Origin of the sequence: Microbacterium phoenicis (assembly GCF_047302325.1) — a bacterium.
Classification (GTDB): Bacteria; Actinomycetota; Actinomycetes; order Actinomycetales; family Microbacteriaceae; genus Microbacterium.
This window is the reverse complement of the sequence record NZ_CP154849.1, coordinates 1,746,601-1,770,078: the sequence shown is the minus strand read 5'-3', so window position 1 is coordinate 1,770,078 and position 23,478 is coordinate 1,746,601. Positions and strand designations below refer to the sequence as shown.

Here is a 23,478-nt window from a genome sequence, read left to right as displayed (position 1 = left end):
GCGACCGGCTGCGAGCTCGGTGCGCAGATCGGACAGGATAAACGCTCGCGCTGACGACACGCCAGCGCACGGAGTCATGAGAAAGAGTTAACCGATCTGACCCTTGCGGGGTGTCCCGGACCGCCCGAATGCTCAATGTGGCGGTCGGTTCCTGCGCGATAAGCCCCGCGCCCGAGCCGCCTCGGGAGAACCCACCGTGTCGCACCCACCTGCCCCCGCGCCCGTCGCGCGTCCGGTTCTCCGCCGGACCTGCGCGGTGCTGACCGTCGCCACCGTGACGGCAGCCGGACTCGCCCTCGTTCCCTCCGCAGCGTCCGCTGCCGTCTCGCCGGACTCGCCCGTCGTCATCTCGGAGGTGTACGGCGGCGGTGGCAACAGCGGCGGCGCCTTCAACCGCGACTTCGTCGAGCTGGCCAACACCGGCGACGAGACGGTCGACCTAAGCGGCTACAGCGTGCAGTACGCCTCCGCGACCGGCGCTTCGTGGCAGGTGACGAAGATCGGCGACGTCGATCTTCCCGCCGGCGCGAACCTCCTGATCGGTCAGGCTCCCGGCAGCAACACCTCGCTCCCCGGCTTCGACGCCGACATCGAGGGCTCGATCGCGATGAGCGGCAGCGGCGCCAAGGTCGCGCTGGTCTCGAGCGAGACGGCACTCACCGGCAGCACCGGCATCGCGACCCTCGACCAGGTCGTCGACCTGGTCGGCTGGGGATCGACGGCCACGGCCTTCGCCGGATCCGCGCCCGCGCCCGGAACCTCGAACGCGACCAGCGTTTCGCGCGACGACGACGCCACCAACACCGCCGACAACGCGGCGGACTTCACGGCCGGTGCCCCCACGCCCACCGGGCTCAGCGTCGGCACCGACCCGGAGCCCGAACCCGAGCCCGAGCCGCAGATCGCGACGATCGCCGAGATCCAGGGCACGACGGATGCCTCCCCCCTCGTCGGCCGCACCGTCACCACGACCGGTGTCGTCACCGCCCACTACCCCTCGGGCGGGTACAACGGCTACGTCATCCAGACGGCCGGGACCGGCGGCGAGCTCGACCTCGCCACGCACACGGCCTCCGACGCCGTCTTCGTCTACGCGCCCGGAGCGACCGGCGAGGTCGCCCTCGGCGACACCGTCACGGTCACCGGTGCCGTGTCGGAGTTCAACGGGCTCACCGAGATCACCGTCAAGGCCGGAGGCGCGCAGGTCATCGCCGACGCCGAAGCGCCGACGCCCGCCGCGATCGGGTGGCCCAAGACCGCTGCTCAGCGCGAGTCGCTCGAGTCGATGCTGGTCGCTCCGCAGGGCGAATTCACGGTCAGCGACACGTACAGCACCAACCGTTTCGGCGAGGTGGGACTCGCCGCCGGCTCCGAGCCGCTCCGCCAGCCGACGGACGCCGCGCGCCCCGGAAGCGACGCCGCCGCCGCGGTCGCCGCGGACAACGCCGCGCGCGGTGTGCGCCTCGACGACGGAGCCGGACTCGACTACACGTCGGCCGCGAACCAGGCTCTGACGCCCGCGTACGTCTCCCTCACCGAGCCCATCACGGTCGGCGCGGGGGTCACCTTCACGGCACCGCTCATCGTGGACTACCGCAACGACTCGTGGAAGCTGAACCCGACCCAGCCGCTCGTCGGCGACGGCACGGGCACCGACGAGGTCGTCTTCGAGAACGTCCGCACCGACGCTCCTGCCGAGGTCGGCGGGGACCTCTCGATCGCATCGTTCAACGTCCTCAACTACTTCACGACCCTCGGGACCGAGACCGCGAGCTGCGAGGCGTACACGGACCGCTTCGGTGACGGGGTGACCGTCCGAGACGGCTGCGCCCAGCGGGGTGCATGGGATGCCGACGACCTCGCGCGTCAGCAGGCCAAGCTCGTCGAGGCGATCACCTCGGTGGACGCCGGCGTCGTCGGTCTCATGGAGATCGAGAACTCGGCGGCCCTCGGCGAGGAGGCCGACGAAGCGACGTCGACCCTCGTCGCCGCGCTCAACGCGAAGGCCGGCGCCGGCACGTGGGCGTTCGTGCCCTCGTCGACGGACCTGCCCCCGGCATCCGAGCAGGACGTCATCACGAACGCGATCATCTACCAGCCCGCTCTCGTCTCCCCCGTCGGCGCATCGCGCGCCCTCGGCGACCAGAGCGCCGACGGCGAAGCCTTCGGCAACGCGCGCGAACCCATCGCCCAGGTGTTCGAGCCCGCAGCGGGCGGCGACCCGTTCCTGTTCGTCGTGAACCACTTCAAGTCGAAGGGCTCCGCCGGTCCTTGGCCGGGCGACGCCGACACCGGCGACGGCCAGGGGTCGTCGAACGAGTCACGCGTGCGTCAGGCGACCGCCCTCCGCGACTGGGTCGCAACGATCCAGGGCGACGTGGACGCGGTCGCCCTCGCGGGAGACTTCAACTCCTACAGCCAGGAGGACCCGCTGAAGGTCCTGTACGACACCGGGTACGCGGATGCCGAGCAGGCCTTCGACGTCGACTCGTCGTCGTACAGCTTCTCGGGGCTGACGGGATCGCTCGACCACATCCTCCTGAACGAGGCGGCTCTCGCCCGCTCGACGGATGCGGACATCTGGAACATCAACTCGGGCGAATCGATCGCGCTGGAGTACAGCCGGTTCCGCACGCACGGCACGGAGTTCTACTCCGCCGACCCCTTCCGCTCGAGCGACCACGACCCCGTGATCGTCGGGATGAACGCGAAGGCCGCTCCCGTCCAGCTGACCCTCCTCGGCATCAACGACTTCCACGGACGCATCGACGGCAACACCGTCGCGTTCGCGGGAACCGTCGAGGAGCTGCGGAAGGCGGCATCCGGCCCGACCCTGTTCCTGTCCGCGGGTGACAACATCGGGGCGTCGCTGTTCGCGTCGTCGGTCGCGAAGGACCAGCCGACCATCGACGTCCTGAACGCCATGGGCCTGCAGGCGAGCGCCGTGGGCAACCACGAGTTCGACCGCGGCTTCGACGATCTGTCGGGTCGCGTGTCGGACGCGTTCGACGCACCGCAGCTCGGGGCCAACGTCTACAAGAAGGGCACGACGACCCCGGCGCTCGACGAATACACGCTGCTCGAGGCCGACGGCCTCACGGTCGGTGTCATCGGCGCCGTCACCGAGGAGACCCCGACGCTCGTCACGCCGACGGGCATCGAGTCCGTCGACTTCGGCGATCCGGTCGAGGCGGTCAACCGCGTCGCCGCTCAGCTCAGCGACGGCGACGAGTCCAACGGTGAGGCCGACGTCATCGTCGCGATGTACCACGAGGGGGCCGGCGCGGGCACGCCCGACGGCGCGACCCTCGACGAAGAGGTCGCCGCGGGCGGCGCCTTCGGAGCGATCATCACCGACACCTCCGCCGAGGTCGACGCGATCTTCACCGGCCACACGCACAAGGAGTACGCCTGGTCGGCGCCGATCCCCGGCACGGACCGCACGCGTCCGGTCGTCCAGACAGGCTCGTACGGCGCCAAGATCGGCGAGATCACGCTGACGGTGGATCCTGCCACGGGTGAAGTCTCCGCACACACCGAGCGCAACGTGGCACGGACCGCGACGCCCGCCGCGGACCTCGTCGCCGCCTATCCCCGCGTCGCAGAGGTCGACCGTATCACGAAGGCGGCCCTCGCCAACGCCGCGGCCGTCGGCAACACCGAGGTCGGTCAGGTCGCCGGCGACATCACGACCGCCTACAGCGGCGGATCGTACGTCGACGGCGTCTACACCGGGGGCTCGCGCGACAACCGCGCCGCCGAGTCGACGCTCGGCAACACGGTCGCGAACATGCTGCGGGACAGCCTCGCCGACCTGCCGAACGGCGCCGTGATCGGCGTGACGAACCCGGGCGGCCTTCGCGCCGACCTGTTCGACACGCAGGCGGAGTTCGGCGCCGGCGCCGTGCCGGGTCTCGCGGACGGGTCGATCTCGTTCAGCCAGGCCAACGCGGTCCTGCCGTTCAACAACACGCTGGCGCTCGTCACCCTCACGGGCGAGGAGTTCACGCAGATGCTCGAGCAGCAGTGGCAGCGGGATGCCGCAGGCAACGTTCCGCAGCGGCCGTACCTGCAGCTCGGCCTGTCCGACAACGTGTCGTACACCTACGACCCGGCGCTGCCCGAGGGCGAACGCATCACGTCGGTGACGGTCGACGGAAAGGCGATCGATCCGGCCGGCACGTACCGCATCGGCACGTTCTCGTTCCTGGCGGCCGGCGGTGACAATTTCCGTGCCTTCACGGAGGGTGACGACTACGTCGACACGGGCCTCCTCGACTACGAGGCCTGGGTGGACTACCTCGCCGAGGGCTCCCCCGTCGCCCCGTCCTTCGCCAAGCTCGGCGTGCAGGTGTCGGGTGTTCCCGAGACCGTCGCCGCGGGCGACACGGTGACCTTCGAGGTGGCGGGCATGGACCTGACCAGCAAGGGCGCTCCCGCCAACACCGAGGTGACCGTGAGCCTGGGCGACCAGGTGCTCGGCACTGCGCCGGTGACCGGCGGCGCGGCATCCGTCAGCGTCACGCTCCCGGCGGGGACCCCTGCCGGGGCGGCGCAGCTGACGGTGACGGCCGCACCCAGCGGCACCGTCGTTCGAGTTCCGCTGACGGTGGAGCAGGCGGCGGAGCCCGCGGCGACGACGCGCACGTCGCTCATCGCCCTCCCGCCGGTGCACATCAACCGGCTGCTGCCGGCGACGCTCCTCGCGATCGTCAGGCAGGACGAGGGTCGTGCGGAGGGCGTCGTGCAGTTCCGCGAGGGCGACAAACTGATCGCGACGGCAGAGGTACGCGGCGGGTTCGCCTCGACCACGCTCGGTCGACTGTCCCGCGGCGTGCATTCGTACACCGCGACCTTCGTCCCGAAGGACCCGGCGGTCTCGGAGGGGTCGGTCAGCAACCGGTCGTCGGTGCTCGTCCTGTTCTGATCCCGGCGCATCGAGAACGGGGGCGGATCTTCGGATCCGCCCCCGTTCCGCGTTCCTGCAGGCGCCGGTTCGTAGGCTGGAGGCATGACGCCTCAGGTCGTGTTCGTCCACGGCATCCGGACCTCCGCGACGATGTGGCGCGCGCAGGTCGAGCACCTGACCACAGCCGGCATCGGCGCGAACGCCGTCGATCTGCCCGGACACGGTGCCCGCATGAGCGAGGCGTTCACGTTGGACGGCGCGTTCGAGACGATCGACGCTGCGGTGACGGATGCCGCGGCCCACGGTCCCGTGCTGCTGGTCGCCCACTCGATGGGCGGGCTCGTGTCCATCGAGTACATGGGCCGCGAGGACCGGCCTCCTGTCGACGCCTTCGTCGCGGCCGGGTGCACATCGATTCCGCGCGGTGCGGGGTTGCGGATCTACCGGACGCTCGCGCGCGGCTTCGACCGCCTTCCCGGTCGCGGCCAGCGGCTGACCGACATGGTCCTGGATCGCACGCTGCCACCCGAGACCCGTGCCGACTTCGGCGCGGGCGGGTACGCGTACGACACCCAGGACATCGCCCTGCGCAGCCTGTCCGTGCTCGACCTCGTGGCAGCGCTGAAACGGATCTCGGTGCCGATGTGGTTCGTCAACGGGCAGTGGGACCAGCTGCGCCTGAACGAACGGCTCTTCACCGCGCTGAAGCCCGAAGCCGAGCTCATCGTGGTGCCCCGGACATCCCATCTGGTCACCGCCATGCGCCCCCGGGTGTTCAACGCCGTGATCGACCTCGCCCTCGCGACGATGGCGCAGGAGCGGTCGACTTCGGGATGAGCCTCCCACCTGATAGAATCGGTTTTTGGCTTGCGTGTGGGTTCCTCCCTCACACGACCGCTGTGCGACAGCCCTCTTCTGTTGCCGGCACATCCACCCGTAACTCCGAACGAAAGATACGTCGAACGTGGCGAACATCAAGTCGCAGATCAAGCGCAACAAGACCAACGAGAAGGCCCGCGAGCGGAACAAGGCCGTCAAGAGCGAGCTGCGGACCGTCGTCCGTCAGACCCGCGCGGCGATCTCCGCCGGCGACAAGGCCGCTGCCGAGAAGGCTCTGGTGAAGGCGACCAAGAAGCTCGACAAGGCCGTCAGCAAGGGCGTCATCCACGAGAACCAGGCGGCGAACCGCAAGTCCTCGATCGCGAAGCAGGTCGCCGCTCTCTGAGCCGCGAACGCCTCGCTACGACGAAGGCCCGTCCCTCAAGGGATGGGCCTTCGTCGTTTCCGCGTGCGTCAGGCGCCGTACGGCGCGCGCGTGGCGACGACCGTGACGAGACGCTCGACCGCGAACACGGCGTCGCGGGATGCGCCTTTGACCTCGGCATCCGCTCGGGCGGCAGCCTGGATCGCGATGCCGAGCGAGGACTCCGTCCAGCCGGCGAGATCGCGGCGCGCACGGTCGACCTGCCAGTCCTTCATGCCGATGCGCGCGGCGAGGGCGCCGGAGGGCTCGCGGGTGCCGGCCACGCGGGCCATGGTGCGAAGCTTCGAGGCGATCGCCGCGACCATCGGCACGGGGTCCGCGCCCGACGCGAGGGCGTGGCGGAGGGTGACGAGGGCGTCGCCGTAGCGGCCGGCGATCGCGGTGTCGGCGACGGCGAAGGCGGTCGTCTCGACGCGGCCGCCGTAGTAGCGGCTGACGACCTGCTCGGTGATGTCGCCCTCGACATCCGAGATGAGCTGCTGGCACGCGGCCGCGAGCTCGGTGAGGTCGTCGGCGAAGGCCGAGACGAGGGCGCGGAGCGCGGGAGGCGCGATGCGGCGCTTCGCGGCCAGGAACTCCCCCGCGGCGAAGTCGAACCGGTCGGAGTCGCGCTTGACCGCGGGGCAGGCGATCTCGATGCCGCCGCCGGTGCCCGAGCGGATGGTGTCGAGGAGCTTCTTGCCGCGGACGCTCGCGCCGGTGTGGCGCAGCACGATGGTCGCGCCCTCCTGCGGCGCCTCGAGGTAGCGGATGGCCTCGGTGAGGAACGCGTCGGAGCACTTCTCGACGCCCGATACGCGGACCAGGCGCGGCTCGCCGAAGAGGGACGGTGAGGAGACCGCGAAGAGCGTGCCCGGCGCGTAGTCGTCGGCACGGATGTCGGTGACTTCGAGGCTCGCATCCTCGGCGCGCAGGTACTCGCGGATGCCGGCCGTCGCCCGCTCGGCGCAGATCTCTTCGGGCCCTGAGACGAGGACGACGGGCGCGGGCTGCGGCGCGCGCCACGAGACCTGAGGGATCGCCGACTTGGTCGCTTTCGCGGCAGGACGACGGGGGCTCGGCATGATGTCCAGCCTACCGACGGCTACCGACGGTCCGCCGTCGTGGCGACGCGGAGTCGGGACAGCGCCCACACTGCGGCGGCAGCCGCGAGGAGCATCGCGAGGAGACCGAGGCTCGTGAGGACCAGTGCTCCGAACCCGCGGCTGGGCAGCAGGAACCCGTAGGGCACCCAGCCGTCGGTCTGGCCGCGCACGAGGACGACGACCAGCCAGAGAAGCGGGTAGGGCAACACGAACCACAGACTCCGCCACGGCAGGCTCGAGTGGTCTCGGACGAACGCCCAGTCGAGCACGGCGTACAGCGGCAGTGCGATGTGCAGGACGGCGCTCACCCACGGCGGGGCGGAACCGGTGCCGGGAACGAACCCGTTGTAGACGACGCCCACGACGACGAGACAGGCCACCGCGACCCCGCGCGCCAGGGTCAGCCACGCAGGAACGAGCCGATCAAGGAGGAGAAGGATGCCGGTGGCACCGAGCACGATCGCGCTCCACAGCGCGGTCTGGTTCGTGAAGTAGCCGAAGAAATCGAACGGATTCACGCTCCCCCGCTGCGCGGAACGGACATAGGTCCACCCCAGGACGACGAGGACGCCGACGGCCACGCCGACGCGCACGCCGCCGATGGCGACGACGGAACGCGGCGTGCGGGAGGGGGGCATCCGGTCAGCCTACGAGAGTCAGCCGCCCTCCTCACGGGAGCGCCACAGCCGGATCCCGTCCCCGTCGCGCCAGAGCACGACGTCACCCGACGTGTCGGTGCGGGCGATGACCGCGTGCTCCGCTCGGAGCAGGTCGAGGATCTCGTCCCGCGGGTGGCCGTAGGTGTTCTCGCCGACGGTGACGAGGGCGACGGCCGCACCCAGGCCCTCATAGAGGCTGTGGTCCTGATCGGCGCTGCCGTGGTGCGCGACCTTGACGACCGCGTAGGTGCGGTCGATCGCACGGGAAGCCACCAGCGAGCGCTGCGACTGCGCCGACAGGTCGCCGAGGAAGATCGCGTCGGGGACGCGGCATCCGGTGATGTCGATCACGACGCTCGCGTCGTTCCCGTGCGGATAGACCGGGTCGCGCGGCTTCGGCCACAGCGAGCGCCAGCGGCACTCACCCAGCGCGCCGCTCTGACCTGCGGAGACCTCCTGCGCTCGCGCACCCGACTGTATGAAGCCGGCGATCATCGCGGCCGCTTCGGCGTCGGGAACGGGACCGTGCAGCACGACGTCGGCACGACCGACCAGAGCCTCGGCGCCGCCGCGGTGGTCCGTGTCGAAGTGGGTGAACACGAGGACGTCGACGCGGTCGACCGCGAACCGGTCAAGGCACGCGGCGAGGGGCGCTGGCTCCGGCCCCGTGTCGATGAGCATGATCGCGTCACCGGAGCGGACGAGGACGGCGTCGCCCTGTCCCACCTCGCATGCAGCAATAGCCCAGTCGTCCGGTGCCCGCGTCCGGTCGATGAGGGTCCGGAACGGGCCGGCACCTGCTGCAACGACGATGATCGCGACGAGCGCCCACCCCGCCCACCGCCGCAACCGGTGCCGGCGCGCCGCGACCACGATGCCGATCGCGGCTCCTGTCGCTGCAAGGGCGATGAGCCCCGGCATCCCTTCCAGCCACCCGACGGATGCCCCGGGCAGCCGCGCGGCCAGGTCCGCCGTTCCCGCTATCCAGGCGGCCGGCAGCCACGCGATCGCCGCCAGCCCCTGCGCGAGTACCGGGAACGGCAGGGCGAGGCAGGCGAGCAGACCGAGGACGGTCGCGGCGGGCGCGGCGGGCCCTGCGAGCAGGTTCGCGAGCACGCCGACGAGGGGCACGGTCGGCTCGATCAGCACGAGCAGCGGTCCGCAGGCGAGCTGCGCCGCGAGCGGGACGGACAGCGTGAGCGCGAGGGGTGCGGGCATCCACCGTGACATTCCGTCGGCGAGCGGCCCCGCGAACAGGAGCAGTGACCCGGTCGCCACCGCGGACAGCGCGAAGCCGAGGGATGCCGCGAGCCACGGATCGAGCACGAGCAGCACGCACACCGACGCGGACAGGATGGACATCCCCGCACCGATCCGCCCCAGCAGGACACCCAGCATCGCGATCGCCGCCATCGCCCCCGCTCGGACGACGCTGGGTTCGGGCGAAACGAGCACGATGAAGGCGACGAGCGTCGCCAGTCCCGCCGTGACGCGGATGCCGCGCCGCGCCCCGCAGAGGGCGGCGATGCCGAAGGCGATCCCGACGACGAGTGCGCAATTCGCTCCGGAGACGGCGGTCAGGTGCGACAGCGATGAGGCCTTCATCTGCTGGTCGAGATCCTCGGTGACCGCGGACGTGTCGCCGACCGCAAGGCCTGGAATAAGCCCTGCACCGGGGTCGGGGAGACCGTCGACCGCGTTCACCAGGCCCGTCCGCAGCTGGGACGCCGCGGCGAGCGAGCCCGTCGGCGGACGCGCGAGCTTGAGCGACGACGCCTCGACCACGAGGACCGCCCGGTCCCCGGCATCCGCTCGGAACGCCGTTCCCGTCACGATCGCGCGCGCACCCAGGTCGAGCCCGGCGGGTCGCTCCTGTACCCGGACGAGGACGGGAGCCGAGACGGTAGCCGTGTCGGGGCCGATCATGACGGACCGGGTGATCGCGTCGAAGCGGAACCCGGTGGCGGACCGTTCGACCTTGCCGACGACATCGACCTCGAACGTGGCGCTGCGACCCCCGGTGATCTGGAGACCCGCGACAGCCTCTCGCGCGGGCTGAGCGAGCGCGACGTGGGATGCCGCGCCCCCCGCGAAAGCGAACGCCACCGCGATCAGCGCCGCCGTCGTCGCCCGGGACCCTCGCGCGGCGATCGCGAGAGAGACTACGGCAGCCACCCACAGCGCAGCGGCGAGGGCAGTCGCCTTCTCAGGGAAGACGATCGCCGCGCCCGCGCCCGCCCAGGCCGTGAGCGCGACCGGCAGCAACCGCAGGTCGCGGCGTCGCGCGGTCCGGACACTCATGCCGCAAGCGTCGTGGAGATCTCACGTGTCCTGCTGCGCGTGACGATGATCAGGGAACCCGCGCGGTCAACGAGGCTCGGTGGAGGAAGCCACTCGACCGCAGCCGTCCCCGCGCTGCGTCTGTGGTGGCCGACTCAAGACCGCATGCGCATCAACGCTCCGAGCGCTGAACGACCCGCCTGAGGATCACCCAGAACGACAGCGTGCCCGCGGCAGCCATGAGCGCGATCCACACCCCCACGATGCCCCAGTTCCCGAAGAAGGCGAGCGGAACAAAGCCCACCGCCCCCGGCACGACATTGGCGATGAGCGCGACCCGGCGCGGATGAGATCCGCCGGCCAAGATCGTAGCGATCAGAGCTGCCGCCGCGCCGCCAGCGAGATGGAGGCCGAAGAAGTACCCGACCGCCTGCCCGTTCACGCCGAGCGGGTTGAGGCTCGGCTGCGGGATCCACACGACGACAAAGGCCGTGATCGCCGACAGGACGACCGCCACGCTGAACAACGCGAGCAACAGACACATACGCTTGCGGGTGCCAGTGGCCGCGACCACCGCGTGATCGACGACAGGGTGCGAAGGGGTCACGCCCACATCATCCACCCCGCCGGGCCATCCGCACTCACACCGTCACCAGGTCGCGGAGGGATTCGAGCATCTTCTCCCCGATCCCCGGCACCGCCATCAGATCGTCGACGCTGCTGAACCGGCCGTTCTCCTCGCGCCAATCGATGATCCGCTGTGCGATGGAGGGTCCGACGCGGGGCAGTGTGTCGAGGGCAGCGAGGTCGGCGGTGTTCAGGTTCACGCGCCCGTCACCTTCCGGCGCCGCAGGGGCACTGGCATCCGTCCCCCCTTCGCCCTCGGCGGGGATCAGGAGCTGCTCACCGTCGCTTACCGGACGCGCAAGGTTCACACCGTCGCGAGACGCCTTCTCAGAGAATCCCCCGGCGGCGGCGACGGCGTCCACGACGCGCGCACCCTGGTCGAGGCGATACAGACCGGGCTCGCGCACCTGACCCGAGACGTGGACGTACACCGACGCCGGCGCCACCGTCTCGGAGACGACCTCGGGCACCGTCTCAACGGCTGATTCCGCGCCCGTCCGGACAATCCCGATCGCAATCGTCACGGCGGCGACGACGACCACGAGGACGACGGCGGCACCGATCCCCAGCCGACGTCGAGACGTCGGCACCGCCTGCGCACCCATGGCACGATCATTCCGGCGCCGGGCCGCCCCTCGCAGCGCGGCGAGAGGGCGGTGGACGAACCGCGGTCAGATTGCCGCGGTGGAGAAGACGCTCAAGCGACGGTGAAGCTGACGACCTTCGGCGCGCGCACGACGGCGCGCGTGATCTCCTTGTCGCCGATCGCCCGACGCACCTTCTCGTCCGCGAGCGCGAGCTTCTCGAGTTCGTCGCCCGAGATCTTCGCCGGCACGGTGAGCGTGCCGCGCACCTTGCCGTTGACCTGCACGACCGCCGTCACCGACTCCTCGACGAGAAGCGTCGGGTCGGCCTGACGCCACGGCACGACGCCGACGAACGGCTCGTAGCCGAGGATCTCCCACATCTCCTCCGCGGTGTGCGGGGCGAAGAGGTCGAGGATCATCGCGACGGCCTCGGCGGCCTCGCGAACGGCGGGGTTGGCGGCACCGGCACCCGAGTCGATGGCCTTGCGCGTCGCGTTGACGAGCTCCATCAGTCGCGCGACGACGACATTGAACTTCGACTGCTCGACGAGGCCCACGACGTCCGCCCAGAGACGGTGGGTGACGCGGCGAAGCGACGTGTCGCCCTCCGCCCAGACGACGTCTTTCGGGCTGGCGACATCCGCCGCCACGCGCATCGCACGGGCGAGGAACTTCTGGGCGCCGGTGGTCGACACGTCCTCCCAGTTGATGTCGTCCTCGACGGGTCCGGCGAACGCGATGGCGACACGGACGGCATCCGCGCCCGGGTCGTCCATGCTCGACGCGAACTCGACGAGGTTGCCCTTCGACTTCGACATCTTCGAACCGTCGAGCAGCACCATGCCCTGGTTGATCAGGCTCGTGAACGGCTCGGTGAAGTCGACGAGGCCCATGTCGAACAGGACCTTCGTGATGAAGCGGGCGTACAGCAGGTGGAGGATCGCGTGCTCGACGCCACCGATGTACGAGTCGACCGGTGCCCACTTGGATGCCTCGGCGCTCGGGAACGGCTCCGTCGCCCCGTTCGGGGCCAGGAACCGCAGGAAGTACCACGAGCTGTCGACGAAGGTGTCCATCGTGTCCGCGTCGCGAAGAGCGGGCTCACCGGTCTCGGGATCGACCGTAGACATCCACTCCGTCGCGCCGCCCAGCGGCGAGGTGCCCTTGGGCTTCAGGTCGAGGCCCTTGGCGTCGGGCAGGATGACGGGCAGCTGCTCGTCGGGAACGGGGACGATGCGCCCGTCCTCGGTGTGGATCATCGGGATCGGGGTGCCCCAGAAGCGCTGACGCGAGATCAGCCAATCGCGGAGGCGGTAGGTCTTCGCGGCGCGGCCGGTCCCCGCCGAGGTGAGCTCCTCGATCGCGCGGGCGATCGCGTTGCGCTTGGACAGGCCGTTGAGCGACCCGGAGTTGATGAGGCGTCCGTCGCCCGTCAGGGCGGTGCCGGTGCGGGCGGGGTCGATCGATTCGAGGTCGTCGCCGATCGGCACGCCGTCCTCGTCGACCTCGATGACCGGGATCGCACCGGTGACCGGTGCGGTCGTGTCGACGACGACCTTGACCGGCAGGTCGAACGCACGGGCGAAGTCGAGGTCGCGCTGGTCGTGCGCGGGAACGGCCATGACGGCGCCGTGACCGTAGTCGGCCAGGACGTAGTCCGCGGCCCAGATCGGCAGACGCTCGCCGTTGATCGGATTGATCGCGAAACGGTCGAGGAAGACACCCGTCTTGGGGCGGTCGGCCGTCTGACGCTCGATTTCGCTGGTCTTCTGCACCGTGTCGAGGTAGTCGCGGAAGCGCTGCTGAACCGCGGGAGAGGCGCCCTCTGCGAGCTCCGCGGCGAGGTCCGAGTCAGGGGCGACGACCATGAACGTCGCGCCGTGCAGCGTGTCGGGACGCGTGGAGAAGACGGTGATCTTCTCGGCGCGACCCTCGATCTCGAAGTCGATGTCGGCGCCGATGGAGCGGCCGATCCAGTTGCGCTGCATCTGCAGCACCTTGTGCGGCCAGAAGCCCTCGAGCTGGTTCAGGTCATCGAGCAGGCGGTCGGCGTACTCGGTGATCTTGAAGTACCACTGCGTCAGCTTCTTCTTGACGACCTCGTACCCGCAGCGCTCGCAGTGACCGTCGACGACCTGCTCGTTCGCGAGCACGGTCTGGTCGTTGGGGCACCAGTTGACGGCGCTCTGCTTGCGGTAGGCGAGCCCACGCTCGAACAGTCGCTGGAACAGCCACTGGTTCCAGCGGTAGTACTCGGGGTCGCTCGTGTGGAGCACCCGGCTCCAGTCGTACGACGAACCGAAGGCGCGGAAGCTGACCTTGTGCTGGTCGATGTTGTTGTAGGTCCACTCGCGCGGGTCTGACCCTGCGCCGCCCTTGATGGCCGCGTTCTCGGCCGGCAGACCGAAGGAGTCCCAGCCGATCGGGTTCAGGACGTTGTAGCCGCGGTGGCGCCAGAACCGCGCGACGGCATCGACGTAGGCGTAGTTCTCGGCGTGACCCATGTGCAGGTCGCCCGAGGGGTACGGGAACATGCCGAGCACGTACTTGCGCGGTCGCGTGTCTTCGTCGCCCCCGGCCTTGAACGGGTCGGACTCCGCCCACCGGGCCTGCCACTTCGCCTGGATGGCGCGGGAGTCGAAACCGGTCTGCTCGGGAGCCGATGCGTCGGAGGAGGTGCTGGAGGACACGGAGAACCAATCGTGCAAGTCGGGAGGGCGCGCGAAAGCGCCTTTTCAGCCTAGCGGACCGGGACTTTCACCATCCCGGCGGCAGCTCGGCTCCGAGCGCCCGGAGCGGCGCTCGGGCCTTGATCCCGACCTCCGCGACCTCTTCGGCCGCGACCGAGCCCCACGTGATACCTCCGCCGGCGCCGACGTACGCTCCGCCCGGGTGCGTCACGATCGACCGGATCACCATCGCGAGGTCGAGGCCCCCATCGGAACCGATCCACCCGAAGCATCCCGCGAAGACGCCGCGCGGCGCGCCCTCCAGCCGGTGCAGGATCTGCATCGCCGACAGCTTCGGTGCGCCCGTCATGCTGCCGGCCGGGAAGGCGCCATCCCACAGGTCGCCGACCGTCGTCCCCGGCCGCACCCGCCCCGCGACCGTGCTCACCAGCTGGTGCACCGCGGGGTAGGACTCGACCTCGAGCAACCGCTCCGCCGCGACCGTCCCGGGCTCGCACACCCGCTGCAGGTCGTTGCGCATGAGGTCGACGATCATGACGTTCTCGGCCTGCTCCTTCTCGCTCCCCCGCAGTTCGGCGGCGAGAGCGGCGTCCTCCGCGGGGTCGGCGGAGCGTGGGCGCGTGCCCTTGATGGGCCGCGTGCGGACGATCCCCTCCGAGACCGACAGGAACTGCTCGGGCGACGCACTCAGGAGCGACCATCCGCCGCTGCGGATGAGTCCGCCGTGGTGCGCCGGCGTCGCGGTACGCAGACGCAGGTAGGTGTCGACCGGGTCGACGGATGACGCTGTCTCGAACCGCGTCGTCAGACAGAGCTGGTACGCACGCCCCTCTCGGATCTCGTTGCGGCATTGCTCGATGAGGGCCGCATACCCATCGGGATCGTGGCGGGCGCGGACTCCGACCGGAGCCGGGTCCGCAGGCCGCGGAGCCCCTACCGTCGACATCGCCCGCGCCACGGAGACGGACAGCCCGTCGAGGGCTTCCTCTGCTCCGAAGGCGACCAGGCGGCCCGCGGCGTGATCGAACCCCAGCATCCGATCGACACGGAGCCAGACCTCCGCGGGTCCCGCGTCGTCCGCGGCTGGCGCCCCGGCGCGACGCGCGGCCGCGTCGTACCCCGACCAGCCGACCCAGCCGCCGCGGAACGGTCCCGCAGCGGCATCCGTCGCACCATCGAGGCCCACATCGCGCGGAGGGGGCGACGGGATGCCGGTACCCACCCAGCTCCATCCGTGGGAAGCGTCGGGGCCGGCATCGAGCCAGAACGCGTCGGCAGCGTCACCGATGACCGCGGTGAAGGCGACCGCCGGATCGAGCCACCCGTGAAGGACGCGTGAGGCGAGGTCGCTGGACACTCCCTCAGGGTAGACGGCGGATAATCTGAGGTCGTGAACGAGATCCTCGACTGGCTGCTCGGCACCGTCCAGGCGGTGGATCCCGTTGTGCGCGTCATCGTCGCCGGCATCGCGATGATGCTCGAGACGAGCGTCCTCGTCGGACTCGTCGTCCCCGGTGACTCGATCGTCATCGTCGCCGGCACCGCCGTCGACAATCTGGCCGAAGGAACCTGGCTCGTCCTCGCGGTCCTCGTTGGCGCCCTCATCGGCGAGAGCATCGGATTCGCCCTGGGCAGGTGGCTGGGTCCCCGCATCCGGTTCTCGCGCGCGGGCCGGCTGATCGGCGAACGCAACTGGGTGCGCGCGGAGCTCTACCTGCGCCGCCGCGGCGGACCGGCCATCTTCCTGTCGCGCTTCCTCCCGGTGCTCCATTCCCTCGTGCCCCTGACCGTCGGGATGAGCGGGTTCGCCTACCGCCGGTTCCTCGCGTGGACCGTGCCCGCCTGCACGGTCTGGTCGGTCGCGTACGTCTCCGTCGCCGCTGCGGCGGCGGAGGGCTACCGTGAACTCTCCGACAGCCTTCACTACGCCGGTTACCTGTTCGTCGGGATCATCGCCGCCTTCCTGGTGCTCGTCTACATCGCCAAGCGCGTCATCAGCGCGCGGGAGGCTCGCCACCTCGAACTCGACGATGCGATGGAGGGTCGCGCCGACGACGTGAAAGACTGAACCGATGGCTTCCTCCTCTGCGCCCGACACGAAAGTGCTGTGGCTGGCGCGCCTCGAGTACCGGTTCCACTCCTGGCGTGAGAACCGTGCGCGCGCAAGGGGAAGGCGCCCGACCGTCGCCGCATTCCCCGGATACGGCAGCACCGAGTGGGTGCGCGTGCTCGGTCGCGTGCTCATCCCGCCGAAGGCGAAGCGTCGCGAGCGGGGCGACTACGCCGGCGTGCGGGGCTGGCGCAGCTTCGCCGCCGTGCCGATCGCCCACGCCACGGTCTCCGTGGTCATCGACGGGGTGAGTCATGAGGTCACGGCAGACCGCGGCGGCGTCATCGACGCGGTCCTGCCCGCCACCCTCTCCGCCGGCTGGCAGACGATCACGATGAGCGTCGAGGAGGCCGACCCCGTCGACGCCCGCGTCTTCATCGTGGGAGACGACATCCGGTTCGGCGTCATCTCGGACGTCGACGACACCGTGATGGTCACCGCGCTCCCCCGGCCCTTCGTCGCAGCGTGGAACTCCTTCGTCCTCAACGAGCACGCCCGCCAGCCGGTCCCCGGAATGGCCGTTCTGCTCGAGCGGCTCGCGCGTGAGAACCCCGGATCGCCCATCCTGTATCTGTCAACGGGAGCATGGAACGTCGCGCCGACCCTCGTGCGGTTCCAGCGCCGGCACCTGTTCCCCCTCGGCGCGATGCTCCTGACGGACTGGGGCCCGACGCACGACCGGTGGTTCCGCAGCGGCAAGGAGCATAAGAAGGAGAACTTGCGCCGCCTGGCCGACGAGTTCCCCCACATCGACTGGCTGCTCATCGGCGACGACGGACAGCACGACGACGAGATCTACACGCAGTTCACGATCGAGCATCCCGAGCAGGTCGCTGCCGTAGCCATCCGGCGACTGACACCGGCCGAGGCGGTCCTCGCCGGTGGACGGACCGCGGTCGATGATCACAGCGCGGCCGGCGTGCCGTGGGTGACGGGAGACGACGGCGCGGAGCTGCTCGAGCGTCTGACCGACGTCGACATCGTCCGCGATGTCCCCACCTCCTCCTAGGCTGACACCCATGTGCGGTCGCTTCGTCGTTGCCAACGTCGCCTCGGAACTCGTCGGTGTGCTGCGCGTCGACGTCGAGAGCGATGACCTGCCCGCTCCCTCGTACAACATCGCCCCGACGTCGCAGGTCGCGATCGTTCTCGACTCGGCCAAGACCGACCCGCCGACGCGGCGTCTGGAACCGGCGCGCTGGGGCCTCGTCCCCTCGTGGGCGAAGGACGTGAAGGTCGGCGCGCGGGCGTTCAACGCGCGTTCGGAGGAGCTCGAGGACAAGCCGATGTTCCGCCAGGCCCTCATCAAGCGCCGCGCCATCGTCCCTGCCACCGGGTACTACGAGTGGCAGACGACCGACGAGGGCAAGACGCCGTACTTCATCCATCCCGCCGACGGGTCGCCTCTTTTGTTCGCAGGACTCTACGAGTGGTGGAAGGACCCGGCCAAGGCCGAGGACGATCCCACAAAATGGGTGCTGTCGTTCACGATCATCACGCGCGACGCCGTCGCGCCGCTCGGGTCGATCCACGATCGGATGCCGCTGTTCCTCGACGCCGACTTCGCGGACGCCTGGCTCGACACCGAGGTCGACAACGTCGGGGATCTCCTGGACGCCGCCGTAGACGCGGCCCCCCAGGTCGTCACCGGGCTCACCGACCACGTCGTCTCGAGCGCCGTGGGCAACGTCCGCAACGACTCCCCCGAGCTGATTCAGCCCGTCTGATCCGCACCCGCATGCCCACCCTGACGAGCGCCGTCCTCGCACGGTCCGAATGGACCGAACGGATGCAGGCGCACGCCGAGCGGGCCGACGCCCTCACCGCCGGCCGCCGCCACCGCGCGGCGCGGCGCGAGACGCATCCGGTCGACGACTTCCTCTACACGTACTACTCCTACAAGCCGGCCGTCCTCCGCCGCTGGCATCCGGGGCGTGATGTCCGATTGGCGGATGCCGCCGACTCACCGCACGCCGCCTGGCGCTGGTACCGGGTGGTCGGCGACGAGGTCACCGCCGACACCGAGGCGTTCCTCACCGAAAAGGCGCCGCTCGTCCGGGCGATCCGCGGCATCCTGTCGAGCACTCTCGGGCGCACGGGCTCGTACGGCTGCTTCGGCCTGCACGAGTGGGCGATGGTCTACCGGGACGGCGAGACGCGGCATCCCGTGCCGTTGCGGCTCGGTGCGGACGGAACGGATGCCGTCGTCGAGGCGCACGATCTGCGGTGCACGCACATCGACGCGTTCCGCTTCTTCACGCCCCAGGCGACACCGCTCAACCGCTTCGCGCCGACGCGTGAGACGCAGGCGCTGACGGAGCAGCCGGGGTGTCTCCATGCCGGGATGGATCTGTACAAGTGGGCGGTGAAGCTCGGCCCGCTCGTCCCCGGGGAACTGCTTCTGGATGCCTTCGTGCTCGCCCGAGACATCCGAGAGCTCGACATGCGAGCCTCGCCGTACGATCTCAGCGATTGGGGCTACTCCCCTGTGCCCATCGAGACGCCGACGGGCAAGGCCCAGTACGTCGCCGCCCAACGTGCCTTCACCGAGCGGTCGCAGCCGATCCGTCGCCGGTTGCGGCAGCTCGTGGATCCGTCCGACGGCGACGGTGCCCGGTCAAGACCCTCGACGTGACGCGCAAGGTCCGACATGCTCGAAGCGTTGAGAGGACACCCATGAGCAACGATTCCACGCCCGACCTGGAGCGCCTCGTCGGCGGGGAGCAGGACGGCCTGCCTCCTGCGCCCGCCGGTACCGCTGATCGCCCGGACGAGCCGTCTCCCGACGAGCGGTTCGTCGCCCCCGACGCCGGAGATCTCGACGTCGAGGCCGCCCAAGCGGACGCGGAGGCTTCCGATCCCGCCGAATGAGCCGGGGTCGCGAGCTCTCGATGCCGGGGACGTCGCCCTCCTCACGCTCGTGACCTGGATCTGCTTCGTCCTGGTCACCGCCGTGGTCATGTTCATCGGATCGACCGCGACCGTCGAGGGCGCAGGAGGGCTGCTGGTCTTCGTCGTGCTGGGCGCGGCGGCGATCTCGTTCGCTTTGGTGTGGCTCGGTGCGCCGATCGCGTGGCTCGTCGGCCGCTGGATGGGCAACGTACCTGGAGTCCTCCCGCACGTGACGGTGTTCTGGCTACTAGGCGCCGTGACGTCCGGGATCGCTCTCCTGCTCCTCTCGTCTGTGACGGGCGCGGCGCAGGGTGCCGATCAAGCCGGCCCTGTCCTCGCTGCAGCGGCCGTGTGCGGTGTCTGCAGCGCCGTCGGGCGGGGCTCCGTGTTCGTGTCGGAGTGGCGTTACGCGCGCAGGCGCCGTCGCCGCGAACTCCCCTCGACGTCCAGCTGAGCGCACCGGTTTCGACGAGTCAGACGTCGACGAGCGCTCCACGAGATCGAAGAAGAGCTCCAGTGACGACGGCGCACGGCCCGCTTAGTGCGGATCACGCGGGGTCATAGGGACGAGGCGCAGAGCCGTGCGACCCGTGCCGCGCGCGATGTGCATGCGCCGAGCGTACGGCATCGACACGCATGACGGCAGAAACACAAAAACCCCGGCGAACCGGGGGATTTGGTGGACCTGAGGGGACTCGAACCCCTGACCCCCTGCATGCCATGCAGGTGCGCTACCAGCTGCGCCACAGGCCCTTGGTCGCCGCTCGCGGCAACTCATCCAGCTTACTACACGCGGAGGAGTGCTCTGAACACGAGGCGACGATGTCACTCGCTCGGGGTCGGCTCCGCGATCGTCACAGGGATGATCGGGCAGTCCTTCCAGAGGCGCTCGAGTCCGTAGAACACGCGCTCCTCCTCGTGGAAGACGTGGACGACCAGGTCGCCGAAGTCGAGAAGGACCCAGCGCGACTCGTCGCGTCCCTCACGCCGCAGACGCTTCTGGCCGACTTCGAGCATCTTGTCCTCGACCTCGTCGGCAATGGCGGCGACGTTGCGCTCGCTATTACCGGTGACGAGGAGGAAGGCATCGATCAGCGGGAGAGGGCCGGACACGTCGAAGGCGACGAAGTCCGTGCCGCCCTTGCTGTCTGCGGCGGCCGCGGCCACCTGGACGAGTTCGTGCGTGTGCTCTGCAGCAACCATCAGAAGTTTCCGTTCACAAGGATGAGGACGAGGACCGTCGCGATCGCGAGCCCGAGGGCACCGGCGCAGATCGCGAGGGTCATCATGAGGCGGCTGCCCTTTTCGGGCGCCGGAGGGCGGATGATCTCATCCGCACTCTTAATGGTACTGATTGCCGACGACGCGGCGATCGGGGTGGGCGAGGATGCCGGGGGCAGCTCTCCGTCGATGAGGGCGGCGTCCGCATCCTTGCCATCGGAGTTCCCCGGCCCGACTCCCGTCGAACCGAAACTCTCGGGGAGTGCGTAGCTGCCGGTGATGACCAACTCACCGGTTCCGAGGATGGGTACCGACAACGAGCCGGTCTCGGGCGTCTGGGACAGGATGAGGGCGTTGGGTGCCGAGGCGGAACCGCTCCCTCCTCGGGTCAGGAGCTGGTCGAACGATGGCGGAAGCTCGACCGGGGCCGCCCCTTCTTCGAGCAGCTGCGCTCCGAGTTCCGGGGCGATGACGGGCGTCCGCTCGGCATCATCCGCGGCGTCGCTCGCGTCCGCCGGCTTGTCCTCCGCGACGGGCTCGTCCTCCGCGACGGGCTCATCCTCGACGACGAGCTCATCCTCGACGACGAGCTCATCCTCGACGACAGGCTCAGACGACTCGACCTCGCCCACGTCGGTCTGAGACTCGCCGGGCTCTGACGGCTCGACATCCGCCGTCGCGACCTCACCCGTCTCGGGCTCCGAGGGGAGGACGTCCACGGCGCCGGTTCGCATCTTCGCGAGGTACCGCGCCTGGCGGCGGCTGACGGGGTGCGCATCCGGGTCGAGCTCGGCATCGTCCGCGAGGGCGACGGGGGTCCGCTCAGGCGCGACCTCGACCTCCTGCTCCACTGCAGCGGCAGCGGCTTCTTCCGCGGCGGCGTCCGAGGCGTCGGCATCCGCCTGGGCCTCTTCAGGGGTGATGATGGGCGTGGATGCCGTGTTGCGCAGTTCGCGCAACTGGCGCCGTGTGAGCGGCGGAGTGCCCGGCTGGTCTGGTGTACTCATGCCTTGCTCCGATACAGGTGATGCTTCGCAATGTATTGGACGACGCCATCGGGGACGAGGTACCAGACGGGGTGTCCGCGACGCACGCGAGCGCGGCAGTCGGTGGAGGAGATCGACAGAGCCGGGATCTCGAGCTTGCTCACGTCGTCGGACGGGAGCCCTTCGACGTTCAGGGTGTGCCCCGGACGGGACACCGCGACGAAGTGCGCCAGGTCCCACAGCTCCGCGACGTCGCGCCAACCGAGGATCTGCGCGATGGCGTCCGCTCCGGTGATGAAGAAGAGGTCGGCATCCGGCCGCTGCTCCTTCAGGTCCCGCAGCGTGTCGATCGTGTAGGTCTTGCCGGTCCGGTCGACGTCCACGCGGCTGACGGTGAACATCGGGTTGGATGCCGTCGCGATGACGGTCATGAGATACCGATGCTCGGCGGACGAGACACCCGACTTCTGCCACGGCTCACCGGTGGGGACGAAGATGACCTCGTCCAGCCCGAACGACTGCGCGACTTCGCTGGCCGCCACGAGGTGCCCGTGATGGATCGGGTCGAACGTGCCGCCCATCACACCGATACGCGGTGCGCGCGTGGTTGCCATCGACACGGCCTCAGTGGTGGCCGTGGCCCGCCTGCTGCACGGGGTTCTTCGCGGCGTACGCCTCGGCCTTGTGTGCGTGGCGGTTGGCCACGTTGCGGTACGACAGGGTAACGAGTCCGAGGAGCAGGAACAGCACGAACGCGACGATGCCGTAGCCGAAGGTCTCGGCCATGACGTTGCCACCGTGGTGCTCGGTCTCGGCTGCGGCGCGGACGATGGTCGTCGCGAAGTTCATTCGGGCTCCGTTCGAGGGGTCGGGTGCAGAAACAGTTTAGGTGGTCAGGACCGGATCTGCCCGGCGCCCCGCGCGAGCCACTTCGTCGTGGTGAGCTCGGGCAGGCCCATGGGTCCCCGCGCATGGAGTTTCTGGGTCGAGATGCCGACCTCCGCGCCGAACCCGAATTCGCCACCGTCGGTGAACCTGGTGGACGCGTTGACCATGACGACGGCGGCATCCACTTCGGCGAGGAACCGTTCGGCGATCCCGTCGTCCGTCGTGATGATCGACTCGGTGTGCTGCGTGGAGTAGCGCCGGATGTGCGCGAGGGCGTCGTCGAGACCGTCGACGACGCGGATCGAGATGTCGAGGCTCATGTGCTCGGTCGCCCAGTCGTCCTCGGTTGCGGGGACGATATCGGATGCCAGCGCGGCGACCTCGGCGTCGCCGTGAACCGTGACCCCTCGTTCCTGGAGCGCGGCGACGACCGGCGGGACGAGGCGCGTCGCGGCGTCGCGGTGCACGAGGAGGGTCTCGACCGCGTTGCAGACACTGGGCCGCTGAACCTTCGCGTTCACGGCGATGTCCGTCGCCCACTCGAGCGGGGCGGATGCGTCCAGCACGATGTGCACGACACCCGCGCCGGTCTCGATGACGGGCACCGACGACTCCGTCACGACGGTCTCGATGAGCTGCGCGCTGCCACGCGGCACCAGGACGTCGACGAGACCGCGCGCCCGCATGAGGGCCCGCGCACCGTCGCGACCGAAGTCGTCCACCGTTTGGATCGCCTCGGGATCGACGCCGGCGTCCGCGAGGGCGCCGCGCATGACCGAGATGAGCGCCGCATTCGAGGACTGGGCCGCACTGCCGCCGCGGAGGACCACGGCGTTCCCGGAGCGCAGCGCGAGCGCGGCGATGTCGACGGTCACATTGGGACGAGCCTCGTAGATCGAGCCGATCACCCCGAACGGCACCGACACCTTCTGGAGGTGCAGACCGTTGTCGAGGACCCGGTCATCGAGCACGCGGCCGACCGGGTCGGGGAGGTCGGCGACGTCGCGGACGGCGGTGGCCAGGGCGCGCACACGGGCCGGGTCGAGGGTGAGCCGGTCGATGAGACCCGTCGTGAGGCCATCGGCTCGACCTCGGGCCACATCCTCGGCGTTGGCCGAGACGATGAGGTCGACGTTCGCGTCGATCGCATCGGCGAGCCCCCGCAGGACGCCGGCCTTGGCGGCATCCGTTAACAGCCCGACGGAGCGGGAGGCGGTCCGAGCCGACTGCATGCGCTCCTGCGGCGTTGCGGCGGTGAGGGTCATCCGCCAAGTCTAGGC

21 protein-coding genes and 1 tRNA gene are annotated in these 23,478 nt (G+C 69.9%); 9 read left to right on the top strand and 13 right to left on the bottom strand.

Features of this window, described 5'->3' with window-relative positions; all coding sequences use genetic code 11:
• Positions 1 to 196 precede the first annotated feature (196 nt).
• The 3 genes from ABCU91_RS08665 to rpsT all read left to right on the top strand — a co-directional run bounded on the left by ABCU91_RS08665 (position 197) and on the right by rpsT (position 6,134).
• Positions 197 to 4,927, top strand: coding sequence for an ExeM/NucH family extracellular endonuclease (locus ABCU91_RS08665; protein WP_413353413.1), 4,731 nt, complete (start codon positions 197 to 199; stop codon positions 4,925 to 4,927).
• Between the two features lie 84 nt (positions 4,928 to 5,011).
• Complete coding sequence (locus ABCU91_RS08660; protein ID WP_413353412.1) at positions 5,012 to 5,746, top strand: alpha/beta fold hydrolase; 735 nt, start codon at positions 5,012 to 5,014, stop codon at positions 5,744 to 5,746.
• A gap of 127 nt (positions 5,747 to 5,873) precedes the next feature.
• Positions 5,874 to 6,134, top strand: coding sequence for a 30S ribosomal protein S20 (gene rpsT, locus ABCU91_RS08655; protein WP_065570668.1), 261 nt, complete (start codon positions 5,874 to 5,876; stop codon positions 6,132 to 6,134).
• A 68-nt stretch (positions 6,135 to 6,202) separates the two neighbouring features.
• Here the strand turns inward: rpsT and holA are convergent, their stop codons facing one another.
• The 7 genes from holA to ABCU91_RS08620 all read right to left on the bottom strand — a co-directional run bounded on the left by holA (position 6,203) and on the right by ABCU91_RS08620 (position 15,458).
• Positions 6,203 to 7,237 (bottom strand): DNA polymerase III subunit delta, encoded by a 1,035-nt coding sequence (gene holA, locus ABCU91_RS08650; RefSeq protein WP_413353411.1) that lies wholly within the window; start codon positions 7,235 to 7,237, stop codon positions 6,203 to 6,205.
• Between the two features lie 20 nt (positions 7,238 to 7,257).
• The gene (locus ABCU91_RS08645; protein WP_413353410.1) at positions 7,258 to 7,896 is read right to left on the bottom strand and encodes a Pr6Pr family membrane protein; all 639 of its coding nucleotides are present in this window, start codon (positions 7,894 to 7,896) and stop codon (positions 7,258 to 7,260) included.
• An 18-nt stretch (positions 7,897 to 7,914) separates the two neighbouring features.
• Positions 7,915 to 10,218, bottom strand: coding sequence for a ComEC/Rec2 family competence protein (locus ABCU91_RS08640; RefSeq protein ID WP_413353409.1), 2,304 nt, complete (start codon positions 10,216 to 10,218; stop codon positions 7,915 to 7,917).
• 151 nt (positions 10,219 to 10,369) lie between these two features.
• Positions 10,370 to 10,804, bottom strand: a complete 435-nt coding sequence (locus tag ABCU91_RS08635; RefSeq protein ID WP_413353408.1) for a hypothetical protein — start codon at positions 10,802 to 10,804, stop codon at positions 10,370 to 10,372.
• A gap of 34 nt (positions 10,805 to 10,838) precedes the next feature.
• Complete coding sequence (locus ABCU91_RS08630; RefSeq protein WP_413353407.1) at positions 10,839 to 11,429, bottom strand: ComEA family DNA-binding protein; 591 nt, start codon at positions 11,427 to 11,429, stop codon at positions 10,839 to 10,841.
• 92 nt (positions 11,430 to 11,521) lie between these two features.
• On the bottom strand, positions 11,522 to 14,101 hold the full coding sequence (gene leuS / locus ABCU91_RS08625; protein WP_413353406.1) for a leucine--tRNA ligase: 2,580 nt from the start codon (positions 14,099 to 14,101) through the stop codon (positions 11,522 to 11,524).
• Between the two features lie 67 nt (positions 14,102 to 14,168).
• On the bottom strand, positions 14,169 to 15,458 hold the full coding sequence (locus ABCU91_RS08620) for an anthranilate synthase component I family protein (RefSeq protein WP_413353405.1): 1,290 nt from the start codon (positions 15,456 to 15,458) through the stop codon (positions 14,169 to 14,171).
• A gap of 33 nt (positions 15,459 to 15,491) precedes the next feature.
• On the opposite strand from ABCU91_RS08620, the gene ABCU91_RS08615 reads away from it, so the two are divergent.
• The 6 genes from ABCU91_RS08615 to ABCU91_RS08590 are packed head-to-tail and all read left to right on the top strand — an operon-like array spanning position 15,492 to position 19,557.
• On the top strand, positions 15,492 to 16,169 hold the full coding sequence (locus ABCU91_RS08615) for a DedA family protein (RefSeq protein WP_406924375.1): 678 nt from the start codon (positions 15,492 to 15,494) through the stop codon (positions 16,167 to 16,169).
• Positions 16,170 to 16,173: 4 nt separating this feature from the next.
• Positions 16,174 to 17,220, top strand: a complete 1,047-nt coding sequence (locus ABCU91_RS08610) for an App1 family protein (RefSeq protein ID WP_133399507.1) — start codon at positions 16,174 to 16,176, stop codon at positions 17,218 to 17,220.
• Positions 17,221 to 17,230: 10 nt separating this feature from the next.
• Positions 17,231 to 17,938, top strand: coding sequence for an SOS response-associated peptidase (locus tag ABCU91_RS08605; RefSeq protein ID WP_406924376.1), 708 nt, complete (start codon positions 17,231 to 17,233; stop codon positions 17,936 to 17,938).
• Between the two features lie 11 nt (positions 17,939 to 17,949).
• Positions 17,950 to 18,846 carry a 3-methyladenine DNA glycosylase gene (locus tag ABCU91_RS08600; protein WP_413353404.1) on the top strand — a complete coding sequence of 299 codons (897 nt, stop codon included), beginning with the start codon at positions 17,950 to 17,952 and terminating at the stop codon, positions 18,844 to 18,846.
• A gap of 41 nt (positions 18,847 to 18,887) precedes the next feature.
• Positions 18,888 to 19,082: a hypothetical protein gene (locus ABCU91_RS08595; protein ID WP_413353403.1), complete on the top strand. Its 195-nt coding sequence runs from the start codon at positions 18,888 to 18,890 to the stop codon at positions 19,080 to 19,082.
• A 49-nt stretch (positions 19,083 to 19,131) separates the two neighbouring features.
• Complete coding sequence (locus tag ABCU91_RS08590; protein WP_406924379.1) at positions 19,132 to 19,557, top strand: hypothetical protein; 426 nt, start codon at positions 19,132 to 19,134, stop codon at positions 19,555 to 19,557.
• Between the two features lie 223 nt (positions 19,558 to 19,780).
• On the opposite strand, the gene ABCU91_RS08585 is transcribed toward ABCU91_RS08590, so the two are convergent.
• The 6 genes from ABCU91_RS08585 to ABCU91_RS08560 form a co-directional block, all read right to left on the bottom strand.
• A tRNA-Ala gene (locus ABCU91_RS08585) sits at positions 19,781 to 19,856 on the bottom strand.
• A gap of 72 nt (positions 19,857 to 19,928) precedes the next feature.
• On the bottom strand, positions 19,929 to 20,306 hold the full coding sequence (gene rsfS / locus ABCU91_RS08580) for a ribosome silencing factor (RefSeq protein WP_413353402.1): 378 nt from the start codon (positions 20,304 to 20,306) through the stop codon (positions 19,929 to 19,931).
• Positions 20,306 to 21,331 carry a hypothetical protein gene (locus ABCU91_RS08575; RefSeq protein ID WP_413353401.1) on the bottom strand — a complete coding sequence of 342 codons (1,026 nt, stop codon included), beginning with the start codon at positions 21,329 to 21,331 and terminating at the stop codon, positions 20,306 to 20,308. The genes rsfS and ABCU91_RS08575 overlap by 1 nt, the downstream gene beginning before the upstream one ends.
• Complete coding sequence (gene nadD / locus ABCU91_RS08570) at positions 21,328 to 21,924, bottom strand: nicotinate-nucleotide adenylyltransferase (protein ID WP_133399504.1); 597 nt, start codon at positions 21,922 to 21,924, stop codon at positions 21,328 to 21,330. Before nadD ends, ABCU91_RS08575 begins: the two co-directional genes overlap by 4 nt.
• Positions 21,925 to 21,934: 10 nt before the next feature.
• Positions 21,935 to 22,159 (bottom strand): hypothetical protein, encoded by a 225-nt coding sequence (locus ABCU91_RS08565; protein WP_413353400.1) that lies wholly within the window; start codon positions 22,157 to 22,159, stop codon positions 21,935 to 21,937.
• Between the two features lie 44 nt (positions 22,160 to 22,203).
• Complete coding sequence (locus ABCU91_RS08560; RefSeq protein ID WP_413353399.1) at positions 22,204 to 23,463, bottom strand: glutamate-5-semialdehyde dehydrogenase; 1,260 nt, start codon at positions 23,461 to 23,463, stop codon at positions 22,204 to 22,206.
• Positions 23,464 to 23,478: the final 15 nt, after the last annotated feature.